This is a genomic window from Bacillus changyiensis, assembly GCF_027706145.1.
GTDB lineage: Bacteria > Bacillota > Bacilli > Bacillales > Bacillaceae > Bacillus > Bacillus changyiensis.
On record NZ_JAQFWW010000001.1, the window covers coordinates 43,671 to 69,118 of the forward strand.

27 protein-coding genes are annotated in these 25,448 nt (G+C 38.5%); 20 read left to right on the plus strand and 7 right to left on the minus strand.

Annotated features, from left to right (window positions below; translation table 11 throughout):
* The first annotated feature begins 177 nt into the window (after positions 1 to 177).
* The 11 genes from glyQ (at position 178) to PDT38_RS00300 (ending at position 12,748) form a co-directional block, all read left to right on the plus strand.
* Positions 178 to 1,065: a glycine--tRNA ligase subunit alpha gene (glyQ, locus tag PDT38_RS00250; protein WP_270798166.1), complete on the plus strand. Its 888-nt coding sequence runs from the start codon at positions 178 to 180 to the stop codon at positions 1,063 to 1,065.
* The gene (gene glyS / locus PDT38_RS00255) at positions 1,058 to 3,097 is read left to right on the plus strand and encodes a glycine--tRNA ligase subunit beta (protein WP_270798167.1); all 2,040 of its coding nucleotides are present in this window, start codon (positions 1,058 to 1,060) and stop codon (positions 3,095 to 3,097) included. The genes glyQ and glyS overlap by 8 nt, the downstream gene beginning before the upstream one ends.
* 167 nt (positions 3,098 to 3,264) lie before the next feature.
* Complete coding sequence (locus PDT38_RS00260) at positions 3,265 to 3,903, plus strand: helix-turn-helix transcriptional regulator (protein ID WP_172296336.1); 639 nt, start codon at positions 3,265 to 3,267, stop codon at positions 3,901 to 3,903.
* 12 nt (positions 3,904 to 3,915) lie between these two features.
* Positions 3,916 to 4,734, plus strand: a complete 819-nt coding sequence (locus PDT38_RS00265; protein ID WP_270798168.1) for a pyruvate, water dikinase regulatory protein — start codon at positions 3,916 to 3,918, stop codon at positions 4,732 to 4,734.
* A 218-nt stretch (positions 4,735 to 4,952) separates the two neighbouring features.
* Positions 4,953 to 5,480 (plus strand): YaiI/YqxD family protein, encoded by a 528-nt coding sequence (locus PDT38_RS00270; RefSeq protein WP_270798169.1) that lies wholly within the window; start codon positions 4,953 to 4,955, stop codon positions 5,478 to 5,480.
* A 32-nt stretch (positions 5,481 to 5,512) separates the two neighbouring features.
* The gene (gene dnaG, locus PDT38_RS00275) at positions 5,513 to 7,336 is read left to right on the plus strand and encodes a DNA primase (protein ID WP_270798170.1); all 1,824 of its coding nucleotides are present in this window, start codon (positions 5,513 to 5,515) and stop codon (positions 7,334 to 7,336) included.
* 169 nt (positions 7,337 to 7,505) lie between these two features.
* On the plus strand, positions 7,506 to 8,627 hold the full coding sequence (gene rpoD, locus PDT38_RS00280; RefSeq protein WP_270798171.1) for an RNA polymerase sigma factor RpoD: 1,122 nt from the start codon (positions 7,506 to 7,508) through the stop codon (positions 8,625 to 8,627).
* Between the two features lie 320 nt (positions 8,628 to 8,947).
* Complete coding sequence (gene cccA, locus PDT38_RS00285; protein WP_172296323.1) at positions 8,948 to 9,307, plus strand: cytochrome c550; 360 nt, start codon at positions 8,948 to 8,950, stop codon at positions 9,305 to 9,307.
* An 821-nt stretch (positions 9,308 to 10,128) separates the two neighbouring features.
* Positions 10,129 to 10,836, plus strand: a complete 708-nt coding sequence (locus tag PDT38_RS00290; protein WP_270798172.1) for an endonuclease V — start codon at positions 10,129 to 10,131, stop codon at positions 10,834 to 10,836.
* Positions 10,837 to 10,983: 147 nt separating this feature from the next.
* Positions 10,984 to 11,634 carry a tRNA (adenine(22)-N(1))-methyltransferase gene (locus PDT38_RS00295; RefSeq protein ID WP_270800064.1) on the plus strand — a complete coding sequence of 217 codons (651 nt, stop codon included), beginning with the start codon at positions 10,984 to 10,986 and terminating at the stop codon, positions 11,632 to 11,634.
* On the plus strand, positions 11,627 to 12,748 hold the full coding sequence (locus PDT38_RS00300; protein WP_270798173.1) for a Nif3-like dinuclear metal center hexameric protein: 1,122 nt from the start codon (positions 11,627 to 11,629) through the stop codon (positions 12,746 to 12,748). Before PDT38_RS00295 ends, PDT38_RS00300 begins: the two co-directional genes overlap by 8 nt.
* 23 nt (positions 12,749 to 12,771) lie before the next feature.
* Here PDT38_RS00300 and PDT38_RS00305 read toward each other — a convergent pair whose 3' ends face one another.
* Together PDT38_RS00305 and vrrA are read right to left on the minus strand one after the other, a co-directional pair.
* Positions 12,772 to 13,728 carry a 4-hydroxy-3-methylbut-2-enyl diphosphate reductase gene (locus tag PDT38_RS00305; protein WP_270798174.1) on the minus strand — a complete coding sequence of 319 codons (957 nt, stop codon included), beginning with the start codon at positions 13,726 to 13,728 and terminating at the stop codon, positions 12,772 to 12,774.
* Positions 13,729 to 13,852: 124 nt separating this feature from the next.
* Entirely contained in the window at positions 13,853 to 14,542 is a 690-nt protein-coding gene (vrrA, locus tag PDT38_RS00310) for a VrrA/YqfQ family protein (RefSeq protein ID WP_270798175.1), read from the minus strand.
* Positions 14,543 to 14,787: 245 nt separating this feature from the next.
* On the opposite strand from vrrA, the gene PDT38_RS00315 reads away from it, so the two are divergent.
* On the plus strand, positions 14,788 to 16,107 hold the full coding sequence (locus PDT38_RS00315) for a DEAD/DEAH box helicase (RefSeq protein ID WP_270798176.1): 1,320 nt from the start codon (positions 14,788 to 14,790) through the stop codon (positions 16,105 to 16,107).
* An 11-nt stretch (positions 16,108 to 16,118) separates the two neighbouring features.
* The gene (locus PDT38_RS00320; RefSeq protein WP_270798177.1) at positions 16,119 to 17,012 is read left to right on the plus strand and encodes a deoxyribonuclease IV; all 894 of its coding nucleotides are present in this window, start codon (positions 16,119 to 16,121) and stop codon (positions 17,010 to 17,012) included.
* A 28-nt stretch (positions 17,013 to 17,040) separates the two neighbouring features.
* On the opposite strand, the gene PDT38_RS00325 is transcribed toward PDT38_RS00320, so the two are convergent.
* A complete protein-coding gene (locus PDT38_RS00325) occupies positions 17,041 to 17,298 on the minus strand; it encodes a DUF2624 domain-containing protein (protein ID WP_270798178.1) in 258 nt (85 codons plus the stop codon).
* Positions 17,299 to 17,415: 117 nt separating this feature from the next.
* On the opposite strand from PDT38_RS00325, the gene PDT38_RS00330 reads away from it, so the two are divergent.
* The 4 genes from PDT38_RS00330 (at position 17,416) to PDT38_RS00345 (ending at position 20,487) form a co-directional block, all read left to right on the plus strand.
* On the plus strand, positions 17,416 to 18,297 hold the full coding sequence (locus tag PDT38_RS00330) for a YitT family protein (protein ID WP_270798179.1): 882 nt from the start codon (positions 17,416 to 17,418) through the stop codon (positions 18,295 to 18,297).
* A 147-nt stretch (positions 18,298 to 18,444) separates the two neighbouring features.
* Positions 18,445 to 19,221 (plus strand): metal ABC transporter ATP-binding protein, encoded by a 777-nt coding sequence (locus tag PDT38_RS00335; protein WP_270798180.1) that lies wholly within the window; start codon positions 18,445 to 18,447, stop codon positions 19,219 to 19,221.
* Complete coding sequence (locus PDT38_RS00340) at positions 19,221 to 20,081, plus strand: metal ABC transporter permease (protein WP_270798181.1); 861 nt, start codon at positions 19,221 to 19,223, stop codon at positions 20,079 to 20,081. Before PDT38_RS00335 ends, PDT38_RS00340 begins: the two co-directional genes overlap by 1 nt.
* The gene (locus PDT38_RS00345) at positions 20,059 to 20,487 is read left to right on the plus strand and encodes a Fur family transcriptional regulator (RefSeq protein WP_270798182.1); all 429 of its coding nucleotides are present in this window, start codon (positions 20,059 to 20,061) and stop codon (positions 20,485 to 20,487) included. The genes PDT38_RS00340 and PDT38_RS00345 overlap by 23 nt, the downstream gene beginning before the upstream one ends.
* Positions 20,488 to 20,512: 25 nt before the next feature.
* On the opposite strand, the gene PDT38_RS00350 is transcribed toward PDT38_RS00345, so the two are convergent.
* The gene (locus PDT38_RS00350; RefSeq protein ID WP_270798183.1) at positions 20,513 to 21,088 is read right to left on the minus strand and encodes a hypothetical protein; all 576 of its coding nucleotides are present in this window, start codon (positions 21,086 to 21,088) and stop codon (positions 20,513 to 20,515) included.
* Positions 21,089 to 21,228: 140 nt separating this feature from the next.
* Here PDT38_RS00350 and PDT38_RS00355 point away from each other — a divergent pair, with 140 nt between their 5' ends.
* On the plus strand, positions 21,229 to 21,600 hold the full coding sequence (locus PDT38_RS00355) for a DUF4190 domain-containing protein (RefSeq protein ID WP_270800065.1): 372 nt from the start codon (positions 21,229 to 21,231) through the stop codon (positions 21,598 to 21,600).
* 25 nt (positions 21,601 to 21,625) lie between these two features.
* Here the strand turns inward: PDT38_RS00355 and ispG are convergent, their stop codons facing one another.
* The 3 genes from ispG to PDT38_RS00370 form a co-directional block, all read right to left on the minus strand.
* Complete coding sequence (ispG, locus tag PDT38_RS00360; protein ID WP_270800066.1) at positions 21,626 to 22,738, minus strand: flavodoxin-dependent (E)-4-hydroxy-3-methylbut-2-enyl-diphosphate synthase; 1,113 nt, start codon at positions 22,736 to 22,738, stop codon at positions 21,626 to 21,628.
* Between the two features lie 91 nt (positions 22,739 to 22,829).
* Positions 22,830 to 23,147, minus strand: a complete 318-nt coding sequence (locus PDT38_RS00365; RefSeq protein ID WP_270798184.1) for a LysM peptidoglycan-binding domain-containing protein — start codon at positions 23,145 to 23,147, stop codon at positions 22,830 to 22,832.
* A 76-nt stretch (positions 23,148 to 23,223) separates the two neighbouring features.
* Positions 23,224 to 23,982: a DUF1189 domain-containing protein gene (locus tag PDT38_RS00370; protein WP_270798185.1), complete on the minus strand. Its 759-nt coding sequence runs from the start codon at positions 23,980 to 23,982 to the stop codon at positions 23,224 to 23,226.
* Between the two features lie 108 nt (positions 23,983 to 24,090).
* On the opposite strand from PDT38_RS00370, the gene PDT38_RS00375 reads away from it, so the two are divergent.
* Positions 24,091 to 24,573: a DUF456 domain-containing protein gene (locus PDT38_RS00375; protein WP_270798186.1), complete on the plus strand. Its 483-nt coding sequence runs from the start codon at positions 24,091 to 24,093 to the stop codon at positions 24,571 to 24,573.
* A gap of 159 nt (positions 24,574 to 24,732) precedes the next feature.
* The gene (gene sodA / locus PDT38_RS00380) at positions 24,733 to 25,341 is read left to right on the plus strand and encodes a superoxide dismutase SodA (RefSeq protein WP_270798187.1); all 609 of its coding nucleotides are present in this window, start codon (positions 24,733 to 24,735) and stop codon (positions 25,339 to 25,341) included.
* Positions 25,342 to 25,448 lie beyond the last annotated feature (107 nt).

The window sequence follows — 25,448 nt, forward strand, 5'->3', positions numbered from 1 at the left end:
AGAGCCAGGGATGAGAGCGTAATTAAAGGCATTACCTGAACAGCTTTAAAAAAGAGGCTGAGATCTCTCAGCAATTAGGGTGGAACCGCGGGAGAACTCTCGTCCCTATGTTTGTAGAAAACAAGCATAGAGACGGGAGTTTTTTACTGTCATACAGATATTGTGGAGGTGCTTTATTTGAATATTCAAGAGATGATATTGACATTGCAAAAGCATTGGTCAAACGAAGGCTGTGTCCTTTTGCAATCCTATGATGTGGAAAAAGGAGCAGGAACAATGAGTCCATATACATTTTTACGGAGTCTTGGACCTGAACCGTGGAAGGTCGCCTATGTTGAACCATCAAGGCGGCCTGCTGATGGAAGGTATGGTGAAAATCCAAACAGGCTTTATCAGCATCATCAATTCCAAGTGATTATTAAACCGTCCCCTGACAATATTCAGGAGCTATATTTAGACTCTTTAAAAGCGCTCGGAATTAATCCTTTAGAACATGATATTCGATTTGTTGAAGATAACTGGGAAAATCCGTCTCTTGGCTGTGCTGGCCTTGGCTGGGAAGTCTGGCTTGACGGGATGGAGATTACCCAATTCACTTATTTTCAACAAGTCGGCGGACTTGAATGTCATCCGGTTTCTGTCGAAATCACTTACGGGATTGAACGTTTGGCTTCATACATTCAAGATAAAGAAAACGTGTTTGATTTAGAATGGACAAGTGGTTACACGATAAAAGATTTATTTATGATGGCGGAGTACGAACATTCTGTTTATACATTTGAAACGTCTGATGTGGATATGCTGTTTGAATTGTTTGCTACTTATGAAAAAGAAGCGAACCGGCAAATGGATCAAGGTCTTGTCCATCCCGCGTATGATTACGTTTTAAAATGCTCTCATACGTTTAATTTGCTTGATGCTAAAGGTGCAATTTCTGTTACGGAACGAACCGGCTATATCGCGAGAGTTAGAAATCTTGCGAGAAAAGTGGCCAAAACATACTATAATGAACGTGAAAAGTTAGGCTTTCCAATGTTGGAGAAAGGAGAGGCGGCTCATGAATAAAAAAGATTTACTTTTAGAAATCGGATTAGAAGAAGTGCCAGCACGATTTTTAGATGACAGCATGAATCAATTAGGTGAAAAAATTGAAAGCTGGCTAAAAGATAAAAAGATTGACTATGGGAAAGTCAGACTTTTTAACTCGCCAAGAAGACTTGCCGTCTTAATCGAAAATATTGCTGAAAAACAGGATGATGTAAAAGAAGAAGCAAAAGGACCAGCCAAGAAAATTGCGCTTACTGAAAACGGTGAATGGACGAAAGCTGCTATTGGCTTCTCACGGGGACAAGGTGCAAGTTCAGAAGATTTATATTTTAAAGATGTTAAAGGAACAGAATATGTTTTTGTAGAAAAGTTTCAGAAGGGTCAAGATACAATGACGCTTCTTCCAGAACTTAGCGACCTGGTGAAACATCTTCACTTTCCGAAAAATATGCGCTGGGGTAGCCAAGACCTCAAATATATTCGTCCAATTAAATGGATTGTCGCTTTATTTGGCAGTGAGGTTATTCCACTTTCTGTCGCTGGAGTTGAAAGCGGTCGTATCACACAGGGACATCGCTTCCTTGGCAAATCAGTCACTTTAGGATCACCTTTTGAGTATGAAGAAAAATTAGAAAGTCAATTTGTGATTGCAGATCCTAAGAAACGAAAACAGCTGATTACAGATCAGCTCAATCAATTGGCAACAGAAAAATCATGGTCGATTCCGAGAGATGAAGAATTATTGGATGAAGTCAGCCATTTAGTAGAATATCCGACTGTATTATCCGGTTCTTATGAAGAGGAGTTTTTGACGATTCCAGAAGAGGTTCTCGTAACGACGATGAAAGAGCATCAGCGTTATTTTCCGGTCAAAGACAAAAACGGTACATTGCTTCCTTTCTTTGTAGCAGTTCGAAATGGCAACAAACACGCGCTCGAAAATGTTGTGAAAGGAAATGAAAAAGTCTTGCGTGCAAGGCTTTCAGATGCTGCCTTTTTCTATAAAGAAGATCAGAAATTAAATATTGATAAAAATGTGAAAAAACTTGAAAAAATCGTTTTTCACGAGGAGCTTGGGTCGCTTGGAGACAAAGTGAGACGCTCGGTAGCAATCGCTGAACGAATTGCCCAAGAAATAGATACTGACCTTGAAACCGTTAAGTTAATCAAACGTGCTTCGCACATATCCAAGTTCGATTTGGTAACAAATATGGTATACGAGTTTCCTGAACTTCAAGGTATTATGGGAGAAAAGTATGCACGTATGCATGGTGAACATGAAGAGGTTGCCTTAGCTGTCAATGAACACTATATGCCGCGGCAAGCAGGTGGAAAGACTCCAACAACAGTTGTCGGTTCCATTGTTGCCTTAGCTGATAAGCTTGATACCGTCGCATCCTTTTTCAAAATTGGAGTTATTCCAACTGGTTCTCAAGACCCGTATGGATTAAGACGTCAAGCGAGTGGAATCGTTCAAATCCTGCTTGATCGAAATTGGGACATTTCCTTTGAAAAGCTGGTTTCTTTTACAGGACAGGAAGAACACAGTGAACTCCTTGATTTCTTTAAACAACGGCTTAAATATGTGTTAACAGAAGAAAATATTAGATATGATGTGATAGACGCTGTGTTGGAAAGTACTGAACTTGAACCATATTCAGCGTTGAAAAAAGCGGCTGTATTGGAATTAGAGGCGAAAAAACAAGAGTATAAAGAAATAGCTGAAGCACTTGCTAGGGTCATTTCAATCAGTAAGAAAAGCGAAACTGCAAACATTGATACGTCTTTGTTTGAAAACTCTCAAGAGACTGAACTGTTTACAGCTTATCAAGAATGTAAGCAGAACATTATTGAACTTTACAAAGAAAAAGATTATCAAGGTGCTTTTACAGAGCTTTCTAAACTAAAAAAACCGATTGAAGCATATTTTGATCATACAATGGTTCATGCTGAAGATGAAAGATTGAAGAAGAACCGTCTTGCACAAATGGCAAGTTTAGCTGCGCTGATTCAAAGCTTTGCAAATATTGATGTCATTATTGTAAAATAGTATTAAAAGACGGTTGCAAACAAGCAATCGTCTTTTGTTAATATTTTCACAGCCTTGTCAAAATACGCTTGCCTTTTCGATAGTTATGCTGTTAAATGAACCTGCACATACGTTATAATAAATAATATTTTGATTACATATTACGTGTTAGCTTTTAACAAAAGGTGGTGAGTACGATCGAATTAAATAAACGTCAGGAGCATATTTTGCAGATTGTGAAAGAGAACGGACCGATCACTGGAGAACATATTGCGGAAAGACTGAATTTAACAAGAGCCACTCTTCGGCCAGACTTGGCGATTTTGACGATGTCGGGCTTTTTGGAAGCAAGGCCGAGAGTCGGCTATTTTTATACGGGAAAGACAGGGACACAGCTATTGGCCGATAAACTAAGAAAACTTCAGGTCAAGGATTTCCAGTCGATTCCCGTGGTGATACATGAAAATGTTTCTGTTTATGATGCGATTTGCACGATGTTCTTAGAAGACGTAGGGACACTGTTTGTTGTAGATGATAACGCCATCTTAGTCGGTGTACTTTCACGAAAAGATTTGTTAAGAGCAAGTATTGGCAAACAGGAGCTTCCATCCATACCTGTCCATATTATTATGACAAGAATGCCGAATATTACGTTATGCAAACGTGATGATTTTGTTTTGGACATTGCGAAAATGTTGATTGATAAGCAGATAGATGCACTGCCCGTTGTAAAAGATACAGTAAAAGGGTATGAAGTAGTTGGAAGAATTACGAAAACAAATATGACAAAAATCCTTGTCGGTTTATCGGAAAATGAAATTATGTAATGGGGGGATATCATGAATCAGAAGACAATATATGTTGTTTCCGATTCTGTTGGCGAGACGGCCGAGTTAGTGGTCAAGGCGGCAGTTAGCCAGTTTAATGGCTCATCTGAACATACAAATATTAGAAGAATTCCTTATGTAGAAGACCGTGGAACAATTAAAGAAGTGATTTCACAGGCTGAATCAGACGGTGGAATTATCTGTTTTACACTTGTTGTACCTGAAATTCGTGAATTTCTAATTACTGAAGCGGAAAAGGCGAAGGTTGTTTATTACGATATTATTGGTCCTTTAATCGACAAAATGGAGTCGGTTTTTGGTCATAGTTCAAAATGTGAGCCTGGTCGGGTCCGCCAACTTGATGAAGATTATTTCAAAAAAGTAGAAGCGATTGAATTTGCTGTAAAATACGATGACGGCAGAGATCCTCGTGGAATATTAAAAGCTGATATTGTCTTAATAGGTGTCTCAAGAACGTCAAAAACCCCTTTGTCTCAATATTTGGCACATAAACGTTTAAAAGTTGCAAACGTTCCGATCGTTCCGGAAGTTGATCCTCCTGAAGAGCTTTATAAAGTAGATCCGAAAAAATGTATAGGTTTAAAAATCAGCCCTGATAAATTGAATCACATCCGCAAAGAACGGTTAAAATCCCTTGGGCTAAATGATAAAGCGATTTATGCAAATATCAATCGCATCAAAGACGAACTTTTATATTTCGAGAAGGTTGTGGACCGTATCGGTTGTAAAGTGGTAGATGTTTCAAATAAGGCTGTGGAGGAAACGGCAAACATTATTCACAACATGATGACAAAAGGTGATCTATCATAAAACTCAGGAACTTAATATCCTGGGTTTTTCCATTGACGATAGAGAGAGTGAAAATATTAGCATCTTTTTAGCATTTGTATTATAATAAAAAATTGTGATAAAATGATTAATTTTTAGGTTTAATCTATGGATAGAACGAATAAACTATTAGGGGAAACTGTGTCAGGAGAAGACGAAAAAAGTTTTTGACAAATTTTATAAATCAATTAATTTGAAACATGTGTGATTTTGCCTGTATTTTAGCAGGAAATCGGTGGAGGGATGTAGAAATAATTCTTCAAGAAAAAGAAAGGACGATTTTTGTCGATGCAGACGCATGTCCGGTCAAAGATGAAGTTCTAAAAGTGGCAGCGGATTATCAAGTGAATGTGAAGTTCGTGGCCTCATTCGAACATTTTCAAATCACTAGAAACGAACAAGAGGATTGGACATATGTTGATCGGCATAAAGAAGCTGTTGATCTGTACATTGCTAATCATGTCCAAGCCAGTGATTTGGTGATTACTCAAGATATTGGACTTGCTTCTTTACTGCTTGGAAAAAAGGTTATCGTGATGTCGGAGAGAGGATTTTTGTTTGAAGAAAAGTCCATAGATGTCGCTCTTTACCGCCGTCATGTTTCTCAAAAACTGAGAAAGAGCGGACACTATACGAAAGGCCCGAAAAAACTGGTCAAAGAAGACAAGGAGCGATTTGTCAAACAGCTGCAAAAAATCTTGTCGAAAAATGAAGGATTTAAATGTTAAGCAGCGAATTATGTACGGGCGGAGTGTTAAACATGGGCAATCGTATACCGGATGAAATTGTGGAACAGATACAAAAATCAGCTGATATTGTTGAAGTTATTGGAGAATACGTCCAGTTAAGAAAACAGGGGCGTAATTATTTTGGGCTTTGTCCATTTCATGGTGAAAATACACCATCTTTTTCTGTTTCAGGCGAGAAACAAATTTTTCATTGTTTTGGATGTGGAGCTGGTGGAAATGTCTTCTCATTTTTAAGACAAATGGAAGGTTACTCGTTTACTGAAGCAGTTTTCCACTTGGCAGATAAATATCAGATTAATCTTCCGGATCATGCTACAGCTGTTTCATCAGACAATGCAAACGATTCAGAAGAAAAGAAAATGATGGAAGCGCACGAACTCTTAAAGAAATTTTATCATCATCTGCTGGTCAATACAAAAGAAGGTCAGGCAGCGTTGGACTATTTGCTTAAAAGAGGTTTCAAAATGGAAGAGATTGAGCATTTTGAAATAGGTTACGCGCTTGACTCATGGGACTTTATCACAAAATTTCTTAAACGGAGAGGCTTTGAAGCCGAGCTTATGGAACGAGCAGGGCTCATTATAAGCCGGGAGAATGGAGAAGGCTATTTTGACCGTTTTAGAAATAGGATTATTTTCCCGATCCATAATCATCATGGAACAACCGTTGCTTTTTCTGGTCGAACATTTACCGGAGAACATCCAAAATATATGAACAGTCCAGAAACACCGATTTTTCATAAAAGCAGATTGCTCTATCATTTTCATCAGGCTCGGCTTCATATCAGGAAAGAGGAAAGAGCAGTTCTTTTTGAAGGATTTGCAGATGTTATGTCAGCCGTTAAGTCGGGAATTAAAGAATCGATTGCGACAATGGGAACTGCACTTACCGAAGAGCATGCAAAGGTGATCAGGCGCAATGTTGAGGAAATTATTCTTTGCTACGATTCTGATCTGGCTGGGTATGAAGCGACACTAAAAGCTTCTGATCTGCTCCAAAAAAAAGGTTGTAAAGTCAAAGTTGCCATGATACCTGATGGACTTGATCCCGATGACTACATCAAAAAATTTGGTAGTGAAAAATTTAAACAGGATGTAATAGGGGCCAGCGTGACCGTAATGACGTTTAAGATGCACTATTTTAGAAAAGGGAAAAATCTGTCTGATGAAGGGGATCGTATTACCTATATAAACGATTGTTTAAGGGAAATTAGTTCCCTTAGTGGTCCCTTGGAACAAGAGATATATGTTAAACAGCTAGCAAATGAATTCTCAATCTCCAGTGATTCATTAAAAGAGCAGCTCTCTGTTTTTGAAAAACAAACAGCAGCTCGCAGCAGACAAAACAGCCGTCAAGAATCAAAAGAGCGGCGCGCTTATATCTCAAGAACACCGAGAAAACGCACTGGACTTCGCCCAGCATATGAAAATGCTGAACGAATGCTCATTGCTCACATGGTTCATGATCGTAATGTGATTCGAAAGGTTTTGGACAAAATCGGTTTCGAATTTAACATTGATCAGCATCGTGCACTAGCCACTTTTCTGTATGGTATGTATGAGGAAGAAACCGAAATATCGATCCAGAATCTCTATAAAAGAGTCGAGGATGAGGAGTTAAGTCAACTCCTTACAGATATTTTAATGCTCCAGATTAATGACGAACTAAGTGAAACAGAATTTTCTGATTATGTAAAAAAAGTGTTGAATTATCGAAAATGGTCAATGATAAAAGAAAAAGAAGTTGAAAGGGCAGAAGCTGAAAGGCAAAAGGATTTCATCAGGGCAGCAACTTTGGCTCAAGAAATCGTGAAGTTAAACCGTTCGCTAAAATAAACCGTTATATATAATAGGAAAGGCTCTTGGCAATGAATCCTAATGGAGGAGCAAAAAACGGGCTTATCCTAAATCATATATTGTCAATTACGATTTGTTAAAAAAAGGGAAATTGAAGCGGAGCATTTTTTATAATCCGTCTGTAAGTTTTGGAAGGAGGGATCCATGAATGGCTGATAAACAAGCACACGAAACCGAAACTGAATTCACATTTGAACAGGTAAGGGATCAATTGACAGAGGCCGGTAAAAAACGCGGCGTGCTCACATATGAAGAAATAGCTGAGCGCATGTCCAGTTTCGAAATCGAATCAGACCAAATGGATGAGTATTATGAATTTTTAGGAGAGCAAGGTGTTGAATTAATTAGTGAGACTGAGGACAATGAGGATCCTAATATTCAACAACTGGAAAAGGCTGAAGAAGAATTTGATCTAAACGATTTAAGTGTCCCACCGGGCGTTAAGATAAACGATCCTGTCCGGATGTATTTAAAGGAGATCGGACGGGTAAACCTTTTGTCTGCTAAAGAAGAAATCGAATATGCCAAAAAGATAGAGGAAGGCGATGAAGCATCTAAACGCCGATTGGCAGAAGCGAACTTAAGGCTTGTAGTCAGCATCGCGAAACGCTATGTTGGCCGTGGCATGCTTTTCTTAGACCTCATTCAGGAAGGAAATATGGGTCTAATGAAGGCAGTTGAAAAATTTGATTACCGAAAAGGCTATAAGTTTAGTACTTATGCAACATGGTGGATCAGACAGGCAATTACAAGAGCCATTGCTGATCAGGCAAGAACGATCAGAATACCTGTTCATATGGTGGAGACGATTAATAAGCTGATTCGTGTTCAAAGACAGCTTCTTCAAGATCTGGGACGCGAACCAACACCAGAAGAAATTGCCGAAGACATGGATTTGACTCCTGAAAAAGTTCGTGAAATCTTAAAGATTGCCCAAGAGCCGGTCTCACTAGAGACTCCTATTGGAGAAGAGGATGACTCCCATTTAGGTGATTTTATTGAAGATCAGGAAGCAACTTCACCTTCAGATCATGCTGCCTATGAGCTATTAAAAGAACAGCTTGAAGACGTTCTAGATACACTGACTGATCGAGAAGAAAATGTGTTACGTCTTCGATTTGGTCTTGATGACGGCCGAACAAGAACACTAGAAGAAGTCGGTAAAGTATTTGGAGTAACAAGGGAACGAATCCGCCAAATCGAAGCTAAAGCGCTTCGAAAACTAAGACATCCTAGCAGAAGCAAACGGTTAAAAGATTTTCTAGAATAAATGTTGAACGGGTCAAATAGATCCGTTCTTTTTTTGTTCAAATTGAAAACGCTGTTATTGGTAAACATGATTATATTTTACTTAATTTTTTTCGATAATGCAAATAGTCAAAAACGGATATTAAGGCATTATACCTTGAGATCGTAGGAAAAGGGCTTTATAATGATGTTGAAACCGTATTCAAAAATGGATGCTGAATTTGTCTAAAATGTGAACTTCAACAGCTATTCTTACATAACGGGTTTATTTTTTGTAAAATTAAAGTAGAATTAGAATTGTTTTCATAAGGGACTGGGGTAAATGAAAAAGGGGGATCCAAAATGAAGCGAAATCCGTTAATTCCATTTTTATTGATTGCGATTATGGGTATAGGTCTAGTATTTTTCTTATCGATGAAAGGTCTGCACGATCAAAAAGAAATCGCCGGTAAGGATAATAAAACAGCTGAAGAAAACAAAGCTGCCGCCTCACCTGAAGAAATTTATAAACAGAACTGTGTTTCCTGTCATGGTGAAAACTATGAAGGCGTGTCAGGTCCAAAATTAAAAGGAGTCGGAGAACGGTTGGATACCGCTAAAATTAAAGAAAAGATTCAAAAAGGCGGCAATGGCATGCCAGCCGGACTGGTTCCTGCCGAAAAACTGGATGAGATGGCAAAATGGCTATCTAAAATTAAATAGCTGTTATGGAAAGGGGTCTTAAATAAGCGTAATGGGTATTGATCATATTCAATTAGCAGCACCAAAAAGGAGTGAAGATCCTCTAGTTTAAATGTGTTACAAGCACCCTTTTTCTACTGCAAAAAAGCTCATTCTTGTTGATGATTTAAAGATGATTAGGAAACGCTAACAAAAGCAGGTAATGCTCCATTTGGAAACGAGATGGAAATTTTGCGGAGATTATAGTACTTTCACCTGAAAATCGATTTTTGAAGGGTTTGTCTCATGGAATACCTATGGGCGGCCCTTTTTTAAGTTCAAATGTTACGCAGATCGTTTGAAAAGGGATTTTCTGAAAAGTAGCTTGATTGCAATTGTCACAAAGGCCATCATGTATGTCGGGTAATCCTTATGGATGTATCAATTTTTTGGTTTACAAAACTCATGAAAAGAAAGTTGATCTATAATAGTGTTTTAAGTACTAGAGATTGGTAGGGAACTTATTATTCGTTCATTTGTTGTATAATGGAATTTAGAAAACAGGAAGTTCCCTTTTGGGCGATGATCTTAGGCTACCGTAACAACGATTGTATTAATGACTTCCGGTTGTGTTTGCACTATGTGGGCTGTCTGTGTCATCTATTCTTAAAGACGACTCAAACCACTAGAACTAAAATCAGAAGATAACCTCAATAGGTGAGTTTGATTTTATATTGTCTATTTTCAATTTGAAAAGAAATAGATAAATGATTTTGGCAGGACTTGAGTAGATTTAGGCTTGGAGTAGCCGAAGCTTCTAAATCAAGATATTAACATAGAACTAATATAGGAGTTATTTAAACATGCAATTAAACGATATTCATGATTTCACTTTGAATACTAAACAAGATTTTTTGGCTGTTCAGCAGGAGCTCAAATATCTGATTCACCTATCAAATGCCATCGATACGGATTCTTTACAAACTTGCGCGGGTGTTGATTTAGCTTACTGGGAAGAAAACGGGGAATCATTTGGTGTCTGCAGTATCATTGTGCTGGATGTTCATACGAAGAAAGTTATTGAAAAAGTTCATCATTTCGGAAACATCACTGTACCATATGTGGCCGGGTTTCTTGCATTTAGAGAGTTACCTCTTATCGTGGAGGCTGCAAAAAAGTTAACGATTGAACCGGATGTTTTTTTATTTGATGGTAACGGCTATTTGCATCCTCATCATCTGGGGATTGCAACACACGCATCGTTTTTTCTTAATAAACCGACAATAGGGATTGCAAAAACTTACCTCAAAATTAAAAACCATGACTTTAAGATGCCTGACAACCAAATCGGTGCTTATACCGATATTGTGATAGAAGGTGAAGTATATGGACGCACATTGCGGACGAGGCAAGATGTGAAGCCCATTTTTTTGTCATGCGGAAATTTTATTGATTTAGAAAGCAGTTATCAAATAACCATGACCTTGATTAATCCAGATAGTAGACTGCCGATACCTGTTCGTCTAGCTGACCTTGAGACACATGCTTTAAGAAAATATTATCGCGATTAATATCATCGCTCAGCTTGGAAATCAACCAGTTTTTTTATATGATAGTAATGGGAAAATGAATGAGAAAAGTTGTGATGATTAGTGAATGAAATGAAATTATCGAAAAGATTGCTGACTGTTGTCAAATACATACCGAAAAAAGCAGTTGTGGCAGATATCGGGTCTGATCATGCGTATTTGCCTTGCTATTGTATACTGAACGATATCGCAAACGGTGCGATTGCGGGAGAGATTACAGAGGGTCCTTTTCTCTCTGCAAAACAACAGGTTGAGAAGTTATCTTTAAGTTCGCACATTTCAGTGAGAAAAGGGGATGGGCTTGAAGTTATTCAAAAAGGTGAAGTAGATGTGATTACGATTGCGGGAATGGGAGGCTCCCTTATTGCCCAAATTCTTGAGTCTGGCAAGAACAAACTAGTTGGCAAGGAACGCTTGATTTTACAACCGAATATTCATGCTTATCATATAAGAGAGTGGTTGTATAAGGAAGGATACACTCTGATCAATGAAGAAATCCTTGAAGAAGATGAGAAATATTATGAAGTTCTTGTGGCTGAAAAAGGAGATAAAGATGTTGCATACCGAGAAATCCCTTTTGCGACTGGTTTATTGGTTGGACCGTTTTTAGCTAAAGAAAAAAACGCCGTTTTTATCAAAAAATGGAGACGGGAACTTGAACATATGCAACATATTTATCAACAAATAACGGCTGGTGCTTCGAAAACAGAAAGTCACCAAAAGCTCATTGAGCTTTCAGAACGAATTGAAATGTTGAAGGAGGTTCTTAGACTTGGCTAAACAAATAAACGGTAATGAAATCATTCAACTGTTTGAACAATTTGCACCAAAGTCATTGGCTGTTGAAGGGGATAAAATCGGACTGCAAATTGGTACATTGCGTAAAAAAATAAACAATGTCATGATCACATTAGATGTGCTTGAAGAAACGATTGATGAAGCGATTTCGAAAAATGTCGATTTAATCATAGCCCATCATCCACCGATTTTCCGGCCACTTAAACAGCTAATCACTGATCAGCCAAGTGGAAGACTGCTTGAAAAATGTATAAAGCACGATATTACAGTTTATGCGGCACATACAAATCTTGATATTACCGATGGTGGTGTCAATGATATGCTTGCAGACGCATTAGGGCTTGAAAAAACAAAGGTGCTTGTTCCTACTTATGAAGAACCTCTTCGAAAGCTTGTTGTTTATGTCCCGAAGGATTATGAAGAGCAGGTGCGTTTAGCACTTGGAGATGCAGGAGCTGGACATATTGGGGCATATAGTCACTGTGCATTCTCTACAGAAGGCATGGGCAGCTTCCGCCCACTTCAACATGCTCAACCATTTATAGGCCAATCAGGTCAGCTTGAGCGTGTTAAGGAAGTAAGAATTGAAACGGTTTATCCAGTAGGGATTGAAAAAACTGTATTGACAGCGATGAAGAAGGCTCATCCATATGAAGAAATTGCCTATGATATTTATCCTATTGAACAAAACCCTCTTCAAAAAGGGCTCGGTCGAATCGGTGAACTGAAAAAAGAGATGGAACTTGGGGACTTTGCTCAATTTGTAAAGGAAAAGCTTCAAGCGAACGGAGCGCGAATGGTCGGAAAACCGGATGCTAAAGTGAAAAAAGTGGCGGTGCTTGGAGGGGATGGAAACAAATATATTCATCAAGCGAAACGAATGGGTGCCGATGTGTACATCACAGGTGATCTGTATTTTCATACAGCACATGATGCGATGATGATCGGACTAGCTGTCATTGATCCTGGTCATTACGTTGAGCAAATTATGAAAGATGGTGTCACAAAGAAACTGTTATCATTATGCGAAGAGAAAAACTATGCTATTCATATTTTTCCTTCAGAAACAAATACCAATCCGTTTACTTTTCTGTAAGAAAAAAAGGGTTGAATCTTGTATTATACAAGATTCGACCCTTTCGCTTTTACTTTAGGCAATATTTTATGAAGTGGGACCTCATGACTAATATTCCATGTGGACGGATCTTCGTGTTGATATTGTTCTAAAAACCGGATGACTTCTTTTGTAATTGGTGTCGGTGTTGAAGCCCCAGCTGTCACCGCCACTGTATCAACACCTTCTAGCCATTCTAGTTTTAATTCGCTTAAATCGCCAATTCTATATGCTTTTGTACCGGCAATTTCTTCAGATACTTGTGCAAGGCGATTGGAGTTATTGCTTTTTGGATCACCGACAACAATTGTAAGGTCGGCTTTTTTTGCTTGTTCAGAGACGGCTTCCTGACGAACTTGGGTGGCCAGACAAATTTCCTGATGAAATTCGACATGCGGATACTTCTCTTTTACTTTCTCCATAATGTCATGAACATCCCATTGGGACATGGTGGTTTGGTTAGTGACAATTAGTTTTTCAGAATCAACTGTGAGACGATCCACATCTTCTTCTGTTTCAACAAGATGAACGATATCAGGTGCGACTCCGACAGCACCTTCAGGTTCTGGATGCCCTTTTTTTCCGATATAAATGACATGATAACCTTCTGCTTCTACTTTTCGAATTAAATCATGTGTTTTTGTTACGTCTGGACATGTAGCATCAATTGTTACAAGCCCTTTTTTTTCCGCTACTTTCCGGACTTCCGGTGAGACGCCATGGGCGGTAAAAATGACAGTCCCTTTATCGACCTTGTTTAATATGTCCAACCTGTTCGGACCATCAAGGGTATAAATACCGTCTTTTTCAAAAGCGTCTGTGACATGTTTGTTATGAACAATCATGCCTAAAATGTATATAGGTCTTGGTAGACTTTTATCAAGAGCCGCATTTTTGGCAATAACCATCGCGTCGACAACGCCATAGCAATAGCCTCGTGGCGAGATTTTAAGAACATTCATTATGAGTCCTCCTATGAAGAAGTGAGAACTGAACATGATAAAAAGCCGTAATAAAACGGCTTAATATACTTACAGTCTCTTTAGACCTCATTATAAATGATCGCGAATCAGATATCAAAGAATGTTATATATATAGTTTAGGCTTTGACCCACCACTTTTTCTTTTCTTTGGAGCAGACACAGAACGATTTGATTGTTCATGTGCTTTCTCCTTAGATCTTTTAGAAGAGGTGAGTTTTTGATCTGTTTCTGTTTTTGTACTCGTTTCTTTACTTGATTGTTTTTTTGCACTTGACTCTTTTGTTTTCTCTTTATCTTCTTCATCATCATGATCTTCACTGTTGCTGTCCTCTGAGTTGATCTGCTTGAACAATTTGATCATTCCGGGTAGATTACGGACGAGTGGGCCATATTGCTGAATCATTGGTGTTACTTGTTGGGCAACACCAAGTGCTTTTTGAACATTGCCCAGCATGTTTGATATAGACGTCGGGTTTGTGAGTCCTTTCATCCCACCCAGACCGGCTCCTGTTCCACCAAGGCCGTTGCCTGCTCCACCAAACCCACCCAGACCGGCTCCTGTTCCACTAGGTGGTGCTCCGCCACCGCCAGGGAGAAATTTAGAAATCAATCCTTTCAAACCACCTCCACGCGTTCCCCCTTGTTGGGCTGCGTTCATCGGATTAAAAAACTGTTGGAAACCTTGCTGTTGTCCAGGGTTCATTCCCATCCCTGGGTTTCTTGGCAGCAATGTCTGACTCGGCCTCTGTGTCATCGGAACTCTCGGATTTCTCATGGGTTGTTGAGGAAACATACTGATACCTCCTTTCACACCTTTCTCTTTAAATAGGATATGCAGATCACACACAAAGTGCTTTTGTCTCATGGATTGCCTGCCATCATTGTGATGGTTTTTTTATGTTGGATCAGTTATAATTTAATGATGGACATGCAACCTCCTTTTTTAATTGCTTCAGCATAAAAAAGGGTACATAAGTGCACAATTTTAGCCATATAGGATAAAGCTTGGAACTCGTTTTCCAAGAAGGAGTTGGAAAAATGAAGCAGACGAAATTTGAAATGTACGATTTAAAGCCCTTTATTATAGAGGCTGTTAGCCAGTTAGGTTTTTATGAACCGACAGATATTCAAAAAAGATTAATTCCTTCAACACTCAAAGGAGAAAGTGCAATTGGTCAGTCTCAGACTGGGACAGGAAAAACCCATGCATACCTTCTTCCAATCTTAAGCAAAATTGATCCTGAAAAAGGGTTTGTTCAGGCTGTTATTACAGCTCCAACAAGGGAGCTAGCCAACCAGATTCATCAGGAAGTGTTGAAAATCACTAAATTTTTAGATCCTGATCAAGCGATCCGTTCTAAGATTTTTATTGGCGGAACTGACAAACAAAAATCAATTGATAAATTAAAAACCCAACCCCACCTTGCAGTTGGGACACCGGGGAGAATTGCCGACTTGATCAAGGAACAGGCGCTAAATGTTCATAAGGCAGATTCATTGGTTATTGATGAGGCAGACTTAATGCTTGAGATGGGCTTTTTAGAAGATGTTGATTTTATAGGCTCTAACATGCCAGAGGATTTGCAGATGCTTGTTTTTTCTGCAACAATTCCAGAGAAATTAAAACCTTTTCTAAAGAAATATATGGCGAATCCGAAATATGCCCATGTAGAACCAAGACACATTACAGCCGAAAAAATAAAACATGTGTTGATTCCGTCAAAGCACGGGGATAAAAATCAACTTTTACTAGAGGTCATGACGCATTTAAACCCATACTTAGCGATTGTATTTGCCAATACAAAAACAATGGCTGATCATATTGCCGCATTTCTAACTGATCAGGGCATGAAAGTTGGGCTTCTACATGGAGGGCTGACACCACGCGAGCGCAAAAAAGTGATGAAACAAATCGGTGATCTTGAGTTCACCTATATCATTGCTACAGATTTGGCAGCGAGGGGTATCGATATTAAAGGTGTGAGTCATGTCATTAATTATGAGCTGCCTGAAGACCTTGATTTTTACGTTCACCGAGTTGGTCGGACAGCGCGTGCAGGTTCATCTGGAACAGCGATGACTTTTTATGACACTGCTGATGAAGATGCCCTTGTTCACCTTGAAAAAATGGGAATCGTGTTCGAAAATATGAAACTTGAAAAAGGCGAATGGAAAAAAATTGATGATCGCAAACGCCGTGAAAACCGGAAAAGAACTCCTGATGAAACGGATGAGTTGGCAAAGCGGCTTGTAAAACGACCGAAAAAAGTCAAGCCAGGCTATAAGAAAAAAATGCAAACAGAAATGAATAAAATTAAAAGACAACAAAAACGGAAACAATTTAAAAAAGGAAAGTAGGGGAAACAGCTTTGTTGAAAATCGGTTCACATGTTTCAATGAGCGGCAAGCACATGTTGCTTGCAGCCAGCCAAGAAGCGAGTTCTTATGGGGCCAATACCTTTATGATTTATACGGGTGCACCGCAAAATACCCGCAGAAAAAAAATCGAGGATTTGAATATTGAAGCTGGACATGCTCACATGAAAGAGCATCAAATCACGGATATTGTTGTTCATGCGCCATATATCATTAATATTGCCAACACAACGAATCCCGCAACATTTCAGCTTGGTGTTGATTTTCTGCGCTCAGAGATCGAAAGAACCGCGGCAATCGGTGCGAAACAAATTGTTCTTCATCCTGGGGCCCATGTCGGAGCAGGAGCTGAGACAGGGATTAAAAAGATCATTGAGGGGCTAAATGAAGTGATCGATCCAGAACAAAATGTACAGATTGCTCTGGAAACAATGGCTGGAAAAGGTTCAGAATGCGGTCGGACGTTTGATGAACTTGCTCAGATCATCGACGGTGTGACGCATAATCAATACCTGTCTGTTTGTTTTGATACATGTCATACTCATGACGCAGGTTATGATGTGGTTTCTGACTTTGATGGAGTTTTAAACGAATTTGATAAAATCATTGGAATCGAGCGTTTGAAAGTTCTTCATATTAATGATAGTAAAAATATCAGAGGAGCGAGAAAGGACCGGCATGAAAACATTGGTTTTGGGGAAATCGGCTTTGAAGCCCTTCAATATATCGTTCACCACAATCAGCTGACTGATATACCGAAGATCCTGGAGACGCCATATGTTGGGGAAGATAAGAAGAATAAAAAACCACCATATCGCTTTGAAATTGACATGATTAGGAATAAACAGTTTGATGAAGGGGTTTTAGAAAAAATTAAACAGCAATAAGAACAAGGGGCTTTTTTTACAGCCCCTTTTATGATGATACATATTGTTCAAACAGCTGGTTCAGCAGTTGAACGGCTTCTTTTGATGTGACCGCTTCTACTTGACGGAGAAGTTTGATCCGTTCATTTTCATTGAAAATATTAATATTTTTCCCGTTAACAAGCTTTTCCACCTCAAGAGCCTGCTTTTTTGTGACATGAATTCCGTATTTCTCTGCATATTTGAGCACTTCATCAGCAGTAACCTGATTTAAGCGCTGCAGTACGATTTTCTGAAATAATATCACGTCCGTTCCCCCCTCTGAACTAATGTATGGGAGAAATCAAAAAATGTGTCACTTTTTTTGTTACCTCATGTAAAGTGCTATAATAGCGATAAAGTCAGTTCAGGAAGGGAGAGAGGCATGGTAGTAAAAAAACAGCATAAAAAAGAATCAACCATCCATTTGATGTTCCGAATCATTATGATTTTGATCGGAGCTGCCTGTGCCGCCGCCAGTATTGAATTGTTTTTAGTCCCAAATCAAATTATTGACGGAGGAATTATCGGTATTTCATTGATTTTGGATTACCTTTTTAAAGATAGTCCACTTATCAATTTTGCACTGCTTGTTATTGTCCTTAATATTCCGTTTATGTTTTACGGCTACAAACATATTGGGAAAACATTTGTGATATCAACACTTATTGGAATTATCAGTTTGTCTATTATTGAAACTTTATTGCATCATGTAGAAGGGGTTACGACTCAGCCTGTGTTGGCTGCTGTTTTCGGCGGTCTTTTACTTGGATTTGGTGTAGGGCTTGTGATTCGTAACGGCGGTTCTATGGATGGAACAGAGATTCTCGGGATATTACTGACCAAGAAACTGCCGTTTTCAGTTGGAGAATTTGTCATGTTCATAAATATATTTATTTTTACATGGGCAGGGTTTGTATTTGGATTTGAACAAGCAATGTTTTCCGTTATGACGTATTATATTGCAATGAAGACAATTGATACTGTGATTCAAGGACTTGAGGAGACAAAAGCTGTCATGATTGTATCTGATCAATATGAAGAAATATCTGATGCTTTATTGCATCGTCTTGGTCGGGGGACAACGAAACTAAAAGGAAAAGGGGGGTATTCAGACGAAGAGACTGAGGTCATATATGTGGTTGTGACAAGGCTTGAAGTGACAAAACTCAAATCAATTGTTTTTGAAATTGATGACAATGCCTTTATTACGATTGTGGATACGCATGAAACACGTGGCGGTAAGTTTAAAAACCCGATTCATTAAGTCTTGATTTACTTTTTTGCAAATTTGATGTATAATTCCATATTGAACTGGTTACATAAGCAAAATGGCTTGCTGAAATCTTCGGTTGCCATTTTCTTTTTGTGTATTAAATCGGAATGATTCTGATAATATTTGAAGGTGAACGGATTGAAACAACCTATTATTGAAATGAAACATATATCTTATTCATATGATCAGCGAAATGTGATAGAAGATATTAATTTAACAGTTGAAGAAGGGGATTTTCTCGGTTTAGTTGGTCCGAATGGTTCGGGAAAAACAACGTTGTTAAAATGCATACTCGGCCTCATTAAACCACAACAAGGTGAACTTCTTTTGTTTGGTGTTCCTGTTAAGAAATTTAAAGAATGGAACAAGATTGGATTTGTCTCACAAAAGGCAAACAGTTTTAATACTGGGTTTCCTGCTTCAGTTTATGAAGTGGTCGCAAGCGGTTTAACAGCAAAGCTTGGTTTGTTTAAACGGATGTCAAAAACGGATAAACAAAAAGTATTGAACGCGATCGAGGCAGTTGGAATTTCCTCTTTAAAAGACAGAAATATAGGTGAACTTTCTGGAGGACAGCAGCAAAGAACGTTTATTGCTAGGGCACTTGTGAGTGAGCCAAAGCTACTTATTCTGGATGAACCGACAGTCGGTGTTGATCAAAAAACAGTTGAAGGTTTTTATCAGCTTTTAGAAAAATTAAATCGTAAAAAAGGCATCACATTGATTCTTGTTACCCATGATGTGGGAACGGTTTCTGATAAAGTGACACATGTTGCTTGTTTGAATAAGCATCTTCATTTTCATGGCGATACAGAGGAGTTTGAAACAATGACAGACCAAGATCTTTCACATTTTTACGGGCATGATGTTCAAGCAATTAGCCACAACCACCATGAACATGGAGGTCAACAATAATGTTAACACCTTTTTTTCATTATGAATTTTTACAAAATGCCTTTTTTTCAGGATTATTAATCGGTTTTATTGCACCTTTGCTCGGAGTGTTCATCGTTGTTAGACGGTTATCATTGATTGCTGATGCACTGAGCCACGTTTCTTTGGCAGGAATTGCGGCAGGCCTTTACTTAAGTAAACAATTTACCGCTCTGATTGGAATCAGTCCGATCTATTTTGGCATGATCTTTTCAGTTACTGGGTCTTTAATGATTGAAAAACTGAGATCTGTTTATAAACATTACCAAGAGCTTGCAATTCCCATCATCATGTCTGGTGGTATCGGCATTTCAGTTATTTTCATTTCGCTTGCCGACGGATTTAACACAGATTTGTTTAGTTATTTGTTCGGCAGTGTCAGCGCAGTCTCCCGTGAGGATTTGTTGGTCATTATTGGGATATCTGCTGCTGTTTTGATTATCGTTTTCTCGTTGTTTAAAGAGTTATTTTTGCTTTCATTTGATGAAGAACATGCGAAAGCATCCGGTATTTCTGCCAAGTGGATTCATTTTATTTTTATTTTAATTGTTGCGCTAGTCATTGCTGCATCAATGAGAATTGTTGGGACATTACTTGTTTCTGCATTGATGACACTACCTGTTGCTGCAAGTATGCGGATTGCCAAAGGATTTAAGCAAGCGATTTTCTATTCTGTTTTGTTTGGGGAATTGTCTGTTGTCATCGGATTGGTACTTGCATATCATCTAGATCTCGCTCCAGGTGGGACGATCGTGATGCTCTCGATTTTCATTCTCATATTGTGTATCAGTTTTAACAAAATCAAAAGGAGGATTCCCCATGAACGTACAGGAAGCGCTTGATTTGTTAAAAGAAAAAGGCTATAAGTATACAAGTAAGCGAGAGGATATGCTTCAGCTTTTTAGAGATTCTGATAAGTATTTAACAGCGAAAGATGTATTATCCGCGCTAAATGATCATTACCCGGGATTAAGTTTTGATACGATATACAGAAATCTGTCTTTATTTGAGGAACTCGGTATTCTGGAAACGACTGAGCTTTCTGGTGAAAAGCTGTTTCGTTTTAAATGTTCTTCCATACATCACCACCATCATTTTATCTGTATGGTTTGTGGAAAAACGAAAGAAATTGAATCATGCCCTATGGAAAAATTAAATGCTGATCTTGATGGTTATCAGATCAGCGGACATAAATTTGAAATTTACGGAACATGTCCACTATGTGAAGAAAAAAGCATAAATGCATAAAAAAACCGGTATACGCCGGTTTTTTTTACACTGCTTTTAAGTCTTTTTCATGTTTTCTGAGCCATGCTGCTGCTTCAAGCCAACTATTGACTCTAATAATGTTTGAATCGGTCGGGAGCTGGTTATATGGTGTATTGAACAGTATAACCGGAATATTTGCTTCCTTGGCAATCATGGTAGCATTCCCATGATGGTCTTCAAAAAAAACATCGACTTTGTGTTTAGATACAGCTTCTAGCTTATCATGACCACCAACAAGTTCAATATGATCGTAATGGATTTTATTTTTGTGAAACCAGGCATGTGTTGTATCTTTTAAGTAAAGTCTTCTTGCAGTAATATAAAAAAGTTTGTGATGGTTCTTCAATTCGTCAATTGTTTGTTTAGCATATTGGGCCACCATTGCTTCTTTATAGATGTGAGGTTCATTCTCGTCCATCCATTTCCAAAAAGCTTGCTCAGATATATTCAATAGCTTTGTCAAATCATAGTCCGTTATGTCTTCAAATGTAATCGAGAGGTTGAATGCCTCGTTTAAGTAAGGGACTAACGTATCTTGTGCTGTAATCGTACCATCAATATCAATTCCTAAGTGTAACATGTCCACACTCCTTATTTTCCATTCCTATAGTGTATCATAAACTTTTAACAATGCGAGTAAAGTTTAGCAAACATGAATTAGTTCTAAAATGTTTACACTATAAATGCTCCTTTATGATGGACTCAAAGGGGGGACCACGAATGGAAAGAGAGCAAAACCAAGATCGTCATCGCAGCGGTTATAATGCCGATATAGTTGACGCAACTTTAAATGATGATAATTATTTAGAGGAAACAGCTGCAGAAGTTGCTCCGCGATATGGTACGGATAACGACCGTAATGGCGGAACTGCAGAAAATGAGACAGGTGCTACTGGTGGTCGGGTGACCGGATATATTGCGCTGGCACTGTCAATTATTTCATTGTTTATGCTTCCTGTATTATTGGGAATTGCAGGGATTATCGTTGGTTTCATAGCCAGAAGACAAGGAGCAACTGGCATAGGAGCCTGGGCGATGGGTATCGGTGTTGTTTCTGTAGTGCTTGGCATATTTTTGGCACCGTTTTTCTAAAGCAAAAAAGCTTGACGGATTTCCGTCAAGCTTTTGCTTTTTCAGCAGCTTGCTTGGCATAATGTTCTTCTGCCAGTTTATCGATTTCTTTTTTTAGTTCTTCAACCATAGTTTCCTCAGGTACTTTTCGAACGATTTCTCCTTTGCGGAAAAGAAGGCCTTCTCCACGTGCGCCAGCAATACCAATATCCGCTTCACGAGCTTCACCTGGGCCATTGACTGCACAGCCGAGAACAGCTACTTTGATCGGTGCTTTAATTTTTGAAATATATTCCTCGACTTCATTGGCAATCTTAATCAAATCGATTTCGATCCGCCCGCAAGTCGGACAAGAGATCAATGTTGCTGCATTAGCAGCGAGTCCAAATGATTTTAACAATTCCCTTGCCACTTTTACTTCTTCAACAGGATCTGCACTTAATGAAATACGAAGCGTGTTGCCAATACCTTTGCTTAAAATTGCACCAAGTCCAGCGGCACTTTTCACCGTTCCTGCAAACAATGTTCCGCTTTCAGTAATTCCTAAATGAAGTGGATAATCAAAGGCTTTTGCTGCTTTTTCATATGCTTCGATTGCTAGGTTAACATCCGATGCTTTCATGCTCACAATAATATTGTGGAAATCCAGTTCTTCAAGAATTTGAATATGATGTAACGCGCTTTCAACCATACCGTCTGCTGTCGGATAGCCATACTTTTCTAAAATTCGTTTTTCAAGAGAACCTGCATTGACTCCGATACGAATCGGAATGCCTTTTTCTTTTGCTGCATTAACGACAGCTTCGACTTTTTCACGGCGGCCAATATTCCCTGGGTTGATCCGAATTTTATCAGCTCCACCTTCGATTGCTTTTAATGCTAATTTATAGTCAAAATGAATATCAACGACAAGGGGGATGGAGATCCGTTTTTTGATCTCTGGAATAGCCTCTGCTGCTCTCTGATCAGGACAGGCTACACGTACGATTTGACAGCCCGCTTCAGCTAGCCTGTTAATCTCGGCAACGGTTGCTTCAACATCATGTGTTTTCGTTGTTGTCATACTTTGAATGACGACTTCATTATTACCGCCTATTGTTAAAGGTCCCACTTTAACGGGACGTGTTTTTGTACGATGTGTGATTTCACTCACTCTAATTCTCTCCTTAAAATTTATGATAAAATCCGCGGATATCGCCGTTTTTATAACAAGTCTTATTGTAACAGTATGTTGATTGAGCTGACAAGAATTAACGCTTTTTCTCAGGGTAAACCGGGAATTTATAGGTAACTCCCGCTCGAATATGCCCTGCCTTTACATTTGGATTTAATCTTTCAAAATCATTGATCATTCGCCTGGCAGTGATATCTTGTTCTCCAGTTATTGAGATCACAGTCTCACCAGGTTGAACAGTGACGGTCTTATATTCAATCATGTCAGTAGCGATCGTTTCTTTCGTCCTAGCAGAAACAGGGATTGCCTGTTCTGGGAGGGTACCAGTTTTTAAATCATAATATATAATGAACAGAGTCAGTAAAATAGACAGGAACATCACTAACCGCTTCATTTAACTTGTCCCCACTTCATTCATTTTTTTACTATTTTATGCTTGTCCATTGTCTGACATGACAATAAAATGCTGATTATCCTTGTTTTTTATGGTGTGGGACTTCTTTAATAGCCAGAAACAACATCACAATAATAACAAGCCAATACAGTAAAAACCCTTTAAAGACAACCACTTGGAGAGTGTCCATCATAAAAAAGAAGACAGTTGCGAGGGTAATGGAATAAGCAGACATTACCCATAAATTCTTGTAGCTGAGATTTTTTTTCAGTCTGTAACGTATAAATAAACCGATTAGTGCAAGACATGTAACAGCAATAAATTTCCCAGCGGTAGAAGCTAAGAGAATAAAAATAGATAATACAGGAAAAATGATTGTCTTCATTTGATCAATAAGAGATAATATGTCTTGTTGTGTGATTTCTTCATTAAATTCTGTATAAGGTACTTCTATGTCCTGTCCATTGATGACGATGACAAGTTTTTCTTTCAAAAAGCCGACTGCATTTTGTTTGTCTTTTATCTGTTTCATTTTAAAAGAGTTTTCAGGATCTAAGACAACCGCATATCCATTTGTTTGCGATTCAATTGCTTTTTTTGTATCTGTATGTAATGAACCGTCTGTAATTGAAAAGTCAGGTAAATCTTTAAGATCCGAGTGAAGGCCGTCTATTGCCTCTGTGAAATGATTGTTAGTATGGTACACATTTGGTAAAGCAGCGATCATACTGAGTAAGAAAACATATAAAATGGTTTTGCCTATTCCTTGAAAACGTGCTTTTGCTATTGCCTGAGGAGAATACGTGCTTTTTAATGATAGCCTCAACATATTCATTCATATTCACTTCCTATCATAATCTAAGGTATTTGCATTATTGTATCGCTAGGTAAGAAGGAATTCAAGGGAACTTATTAGACAATAGAAGAGATTGGAGGGAGGATATTGGATATCTTATATTGGTTGTTGATTTCTGCAATGTTTATCATTGCATTTATCGGTTTAGTCTATCCAATTATTCCAAGTGTTGTTTTCATCATCGCCGGGTTTATTATGTACGGATTTTTATTTTCATTTGCACCGTTTACATACCTATTTTGGATTGTCGAGGGGATATTTATTGTTGCTTTACTAGTCGCAGATTACCTTGCTAATCTTTTTGGAGTTAAACGCTTCGGTGGAAGCCGGGCTGCTATATGGGGAAGTACAATCGGTCTTCTTGTTGGACCTTTTATCATCCCTATAGCCGGCATTATTGTCGGACCTTTTATCGGTGCAATGTTGGGAGAACTGCTCATTCATAAAAAGGATATAAAAACTGCAATGAAAATAGGTACGGGTTCATTGCTCGGATTTATTTCAAGTGTATTGGCGAAAAGTGTGATTCAGGTGATGATGATCGGGTATTTTTTATTTGCGGTCTTATAAATGTTTAAAAAGAGGCACAAACGGATAATGTGTAATTATCAATTGAAATACACAATAAATGTGATCGTTTTGTGAGCATTTCAATTGAAAGAGGCTTTTTCTTTTGATACATTGAAAATGAAAGCTGGTAAGTACATATAAAATAAGGAGGAATTAATGATGGCTTACAAACTTCCAGAATTACCTTATGCTTATGATGCGTTAGAACCGCACATCGACAAAGAAACAATGAACATTCACCATACGAAACACCATAACACATATGTAACAAAATTAAACGATGCGGTGGCAGGAATTCAAGAGCTAGAAAACAAATCAGTTGAAAAACTTGTTGCTAATCTTGATGCTGTTCCAGAAAACATTCGCACTGCTGTCCGTAACAATGGTGGAGGACATGCTAACCACTCACTTTTCTGGAAACTGCTCTCTCCAAATGGAGGTGGAGCTCCATCAGGTGAATTGAAAGAAGCGATCACAAATAAATTTGGCAGCTTTGATCAATTCAAAGAAGAGTTTGCAAATGCAGCAGCAGGCCGCTTTGGATCCGGATGGGCATGGCTTGTTGTCAACAATGGTGAGCTTGAAATCACAAGTACACCAAACCAAGATTCTCCGCTTTCCGAAGGCAAAACTCCGATCCTAGGTCTAGATGTATGGGAGCATGCTTATTACTTGAATTATCAAAATCGCCGTCCAGATTATATTAAAGCATTCTGGAATGTCGTGAATTGGGATGAAGTTGCCCGGATTTATAACGAAGCAAAATAAATAAGGTTTATGAAGACAAGCAAGGTCCGTTTTGAGTGGGCCTTGCTTGTTTTCTTTTTTCAAGTACATAACTGACTTTTGATTAGACAAACTAAAGAGTATCAGTA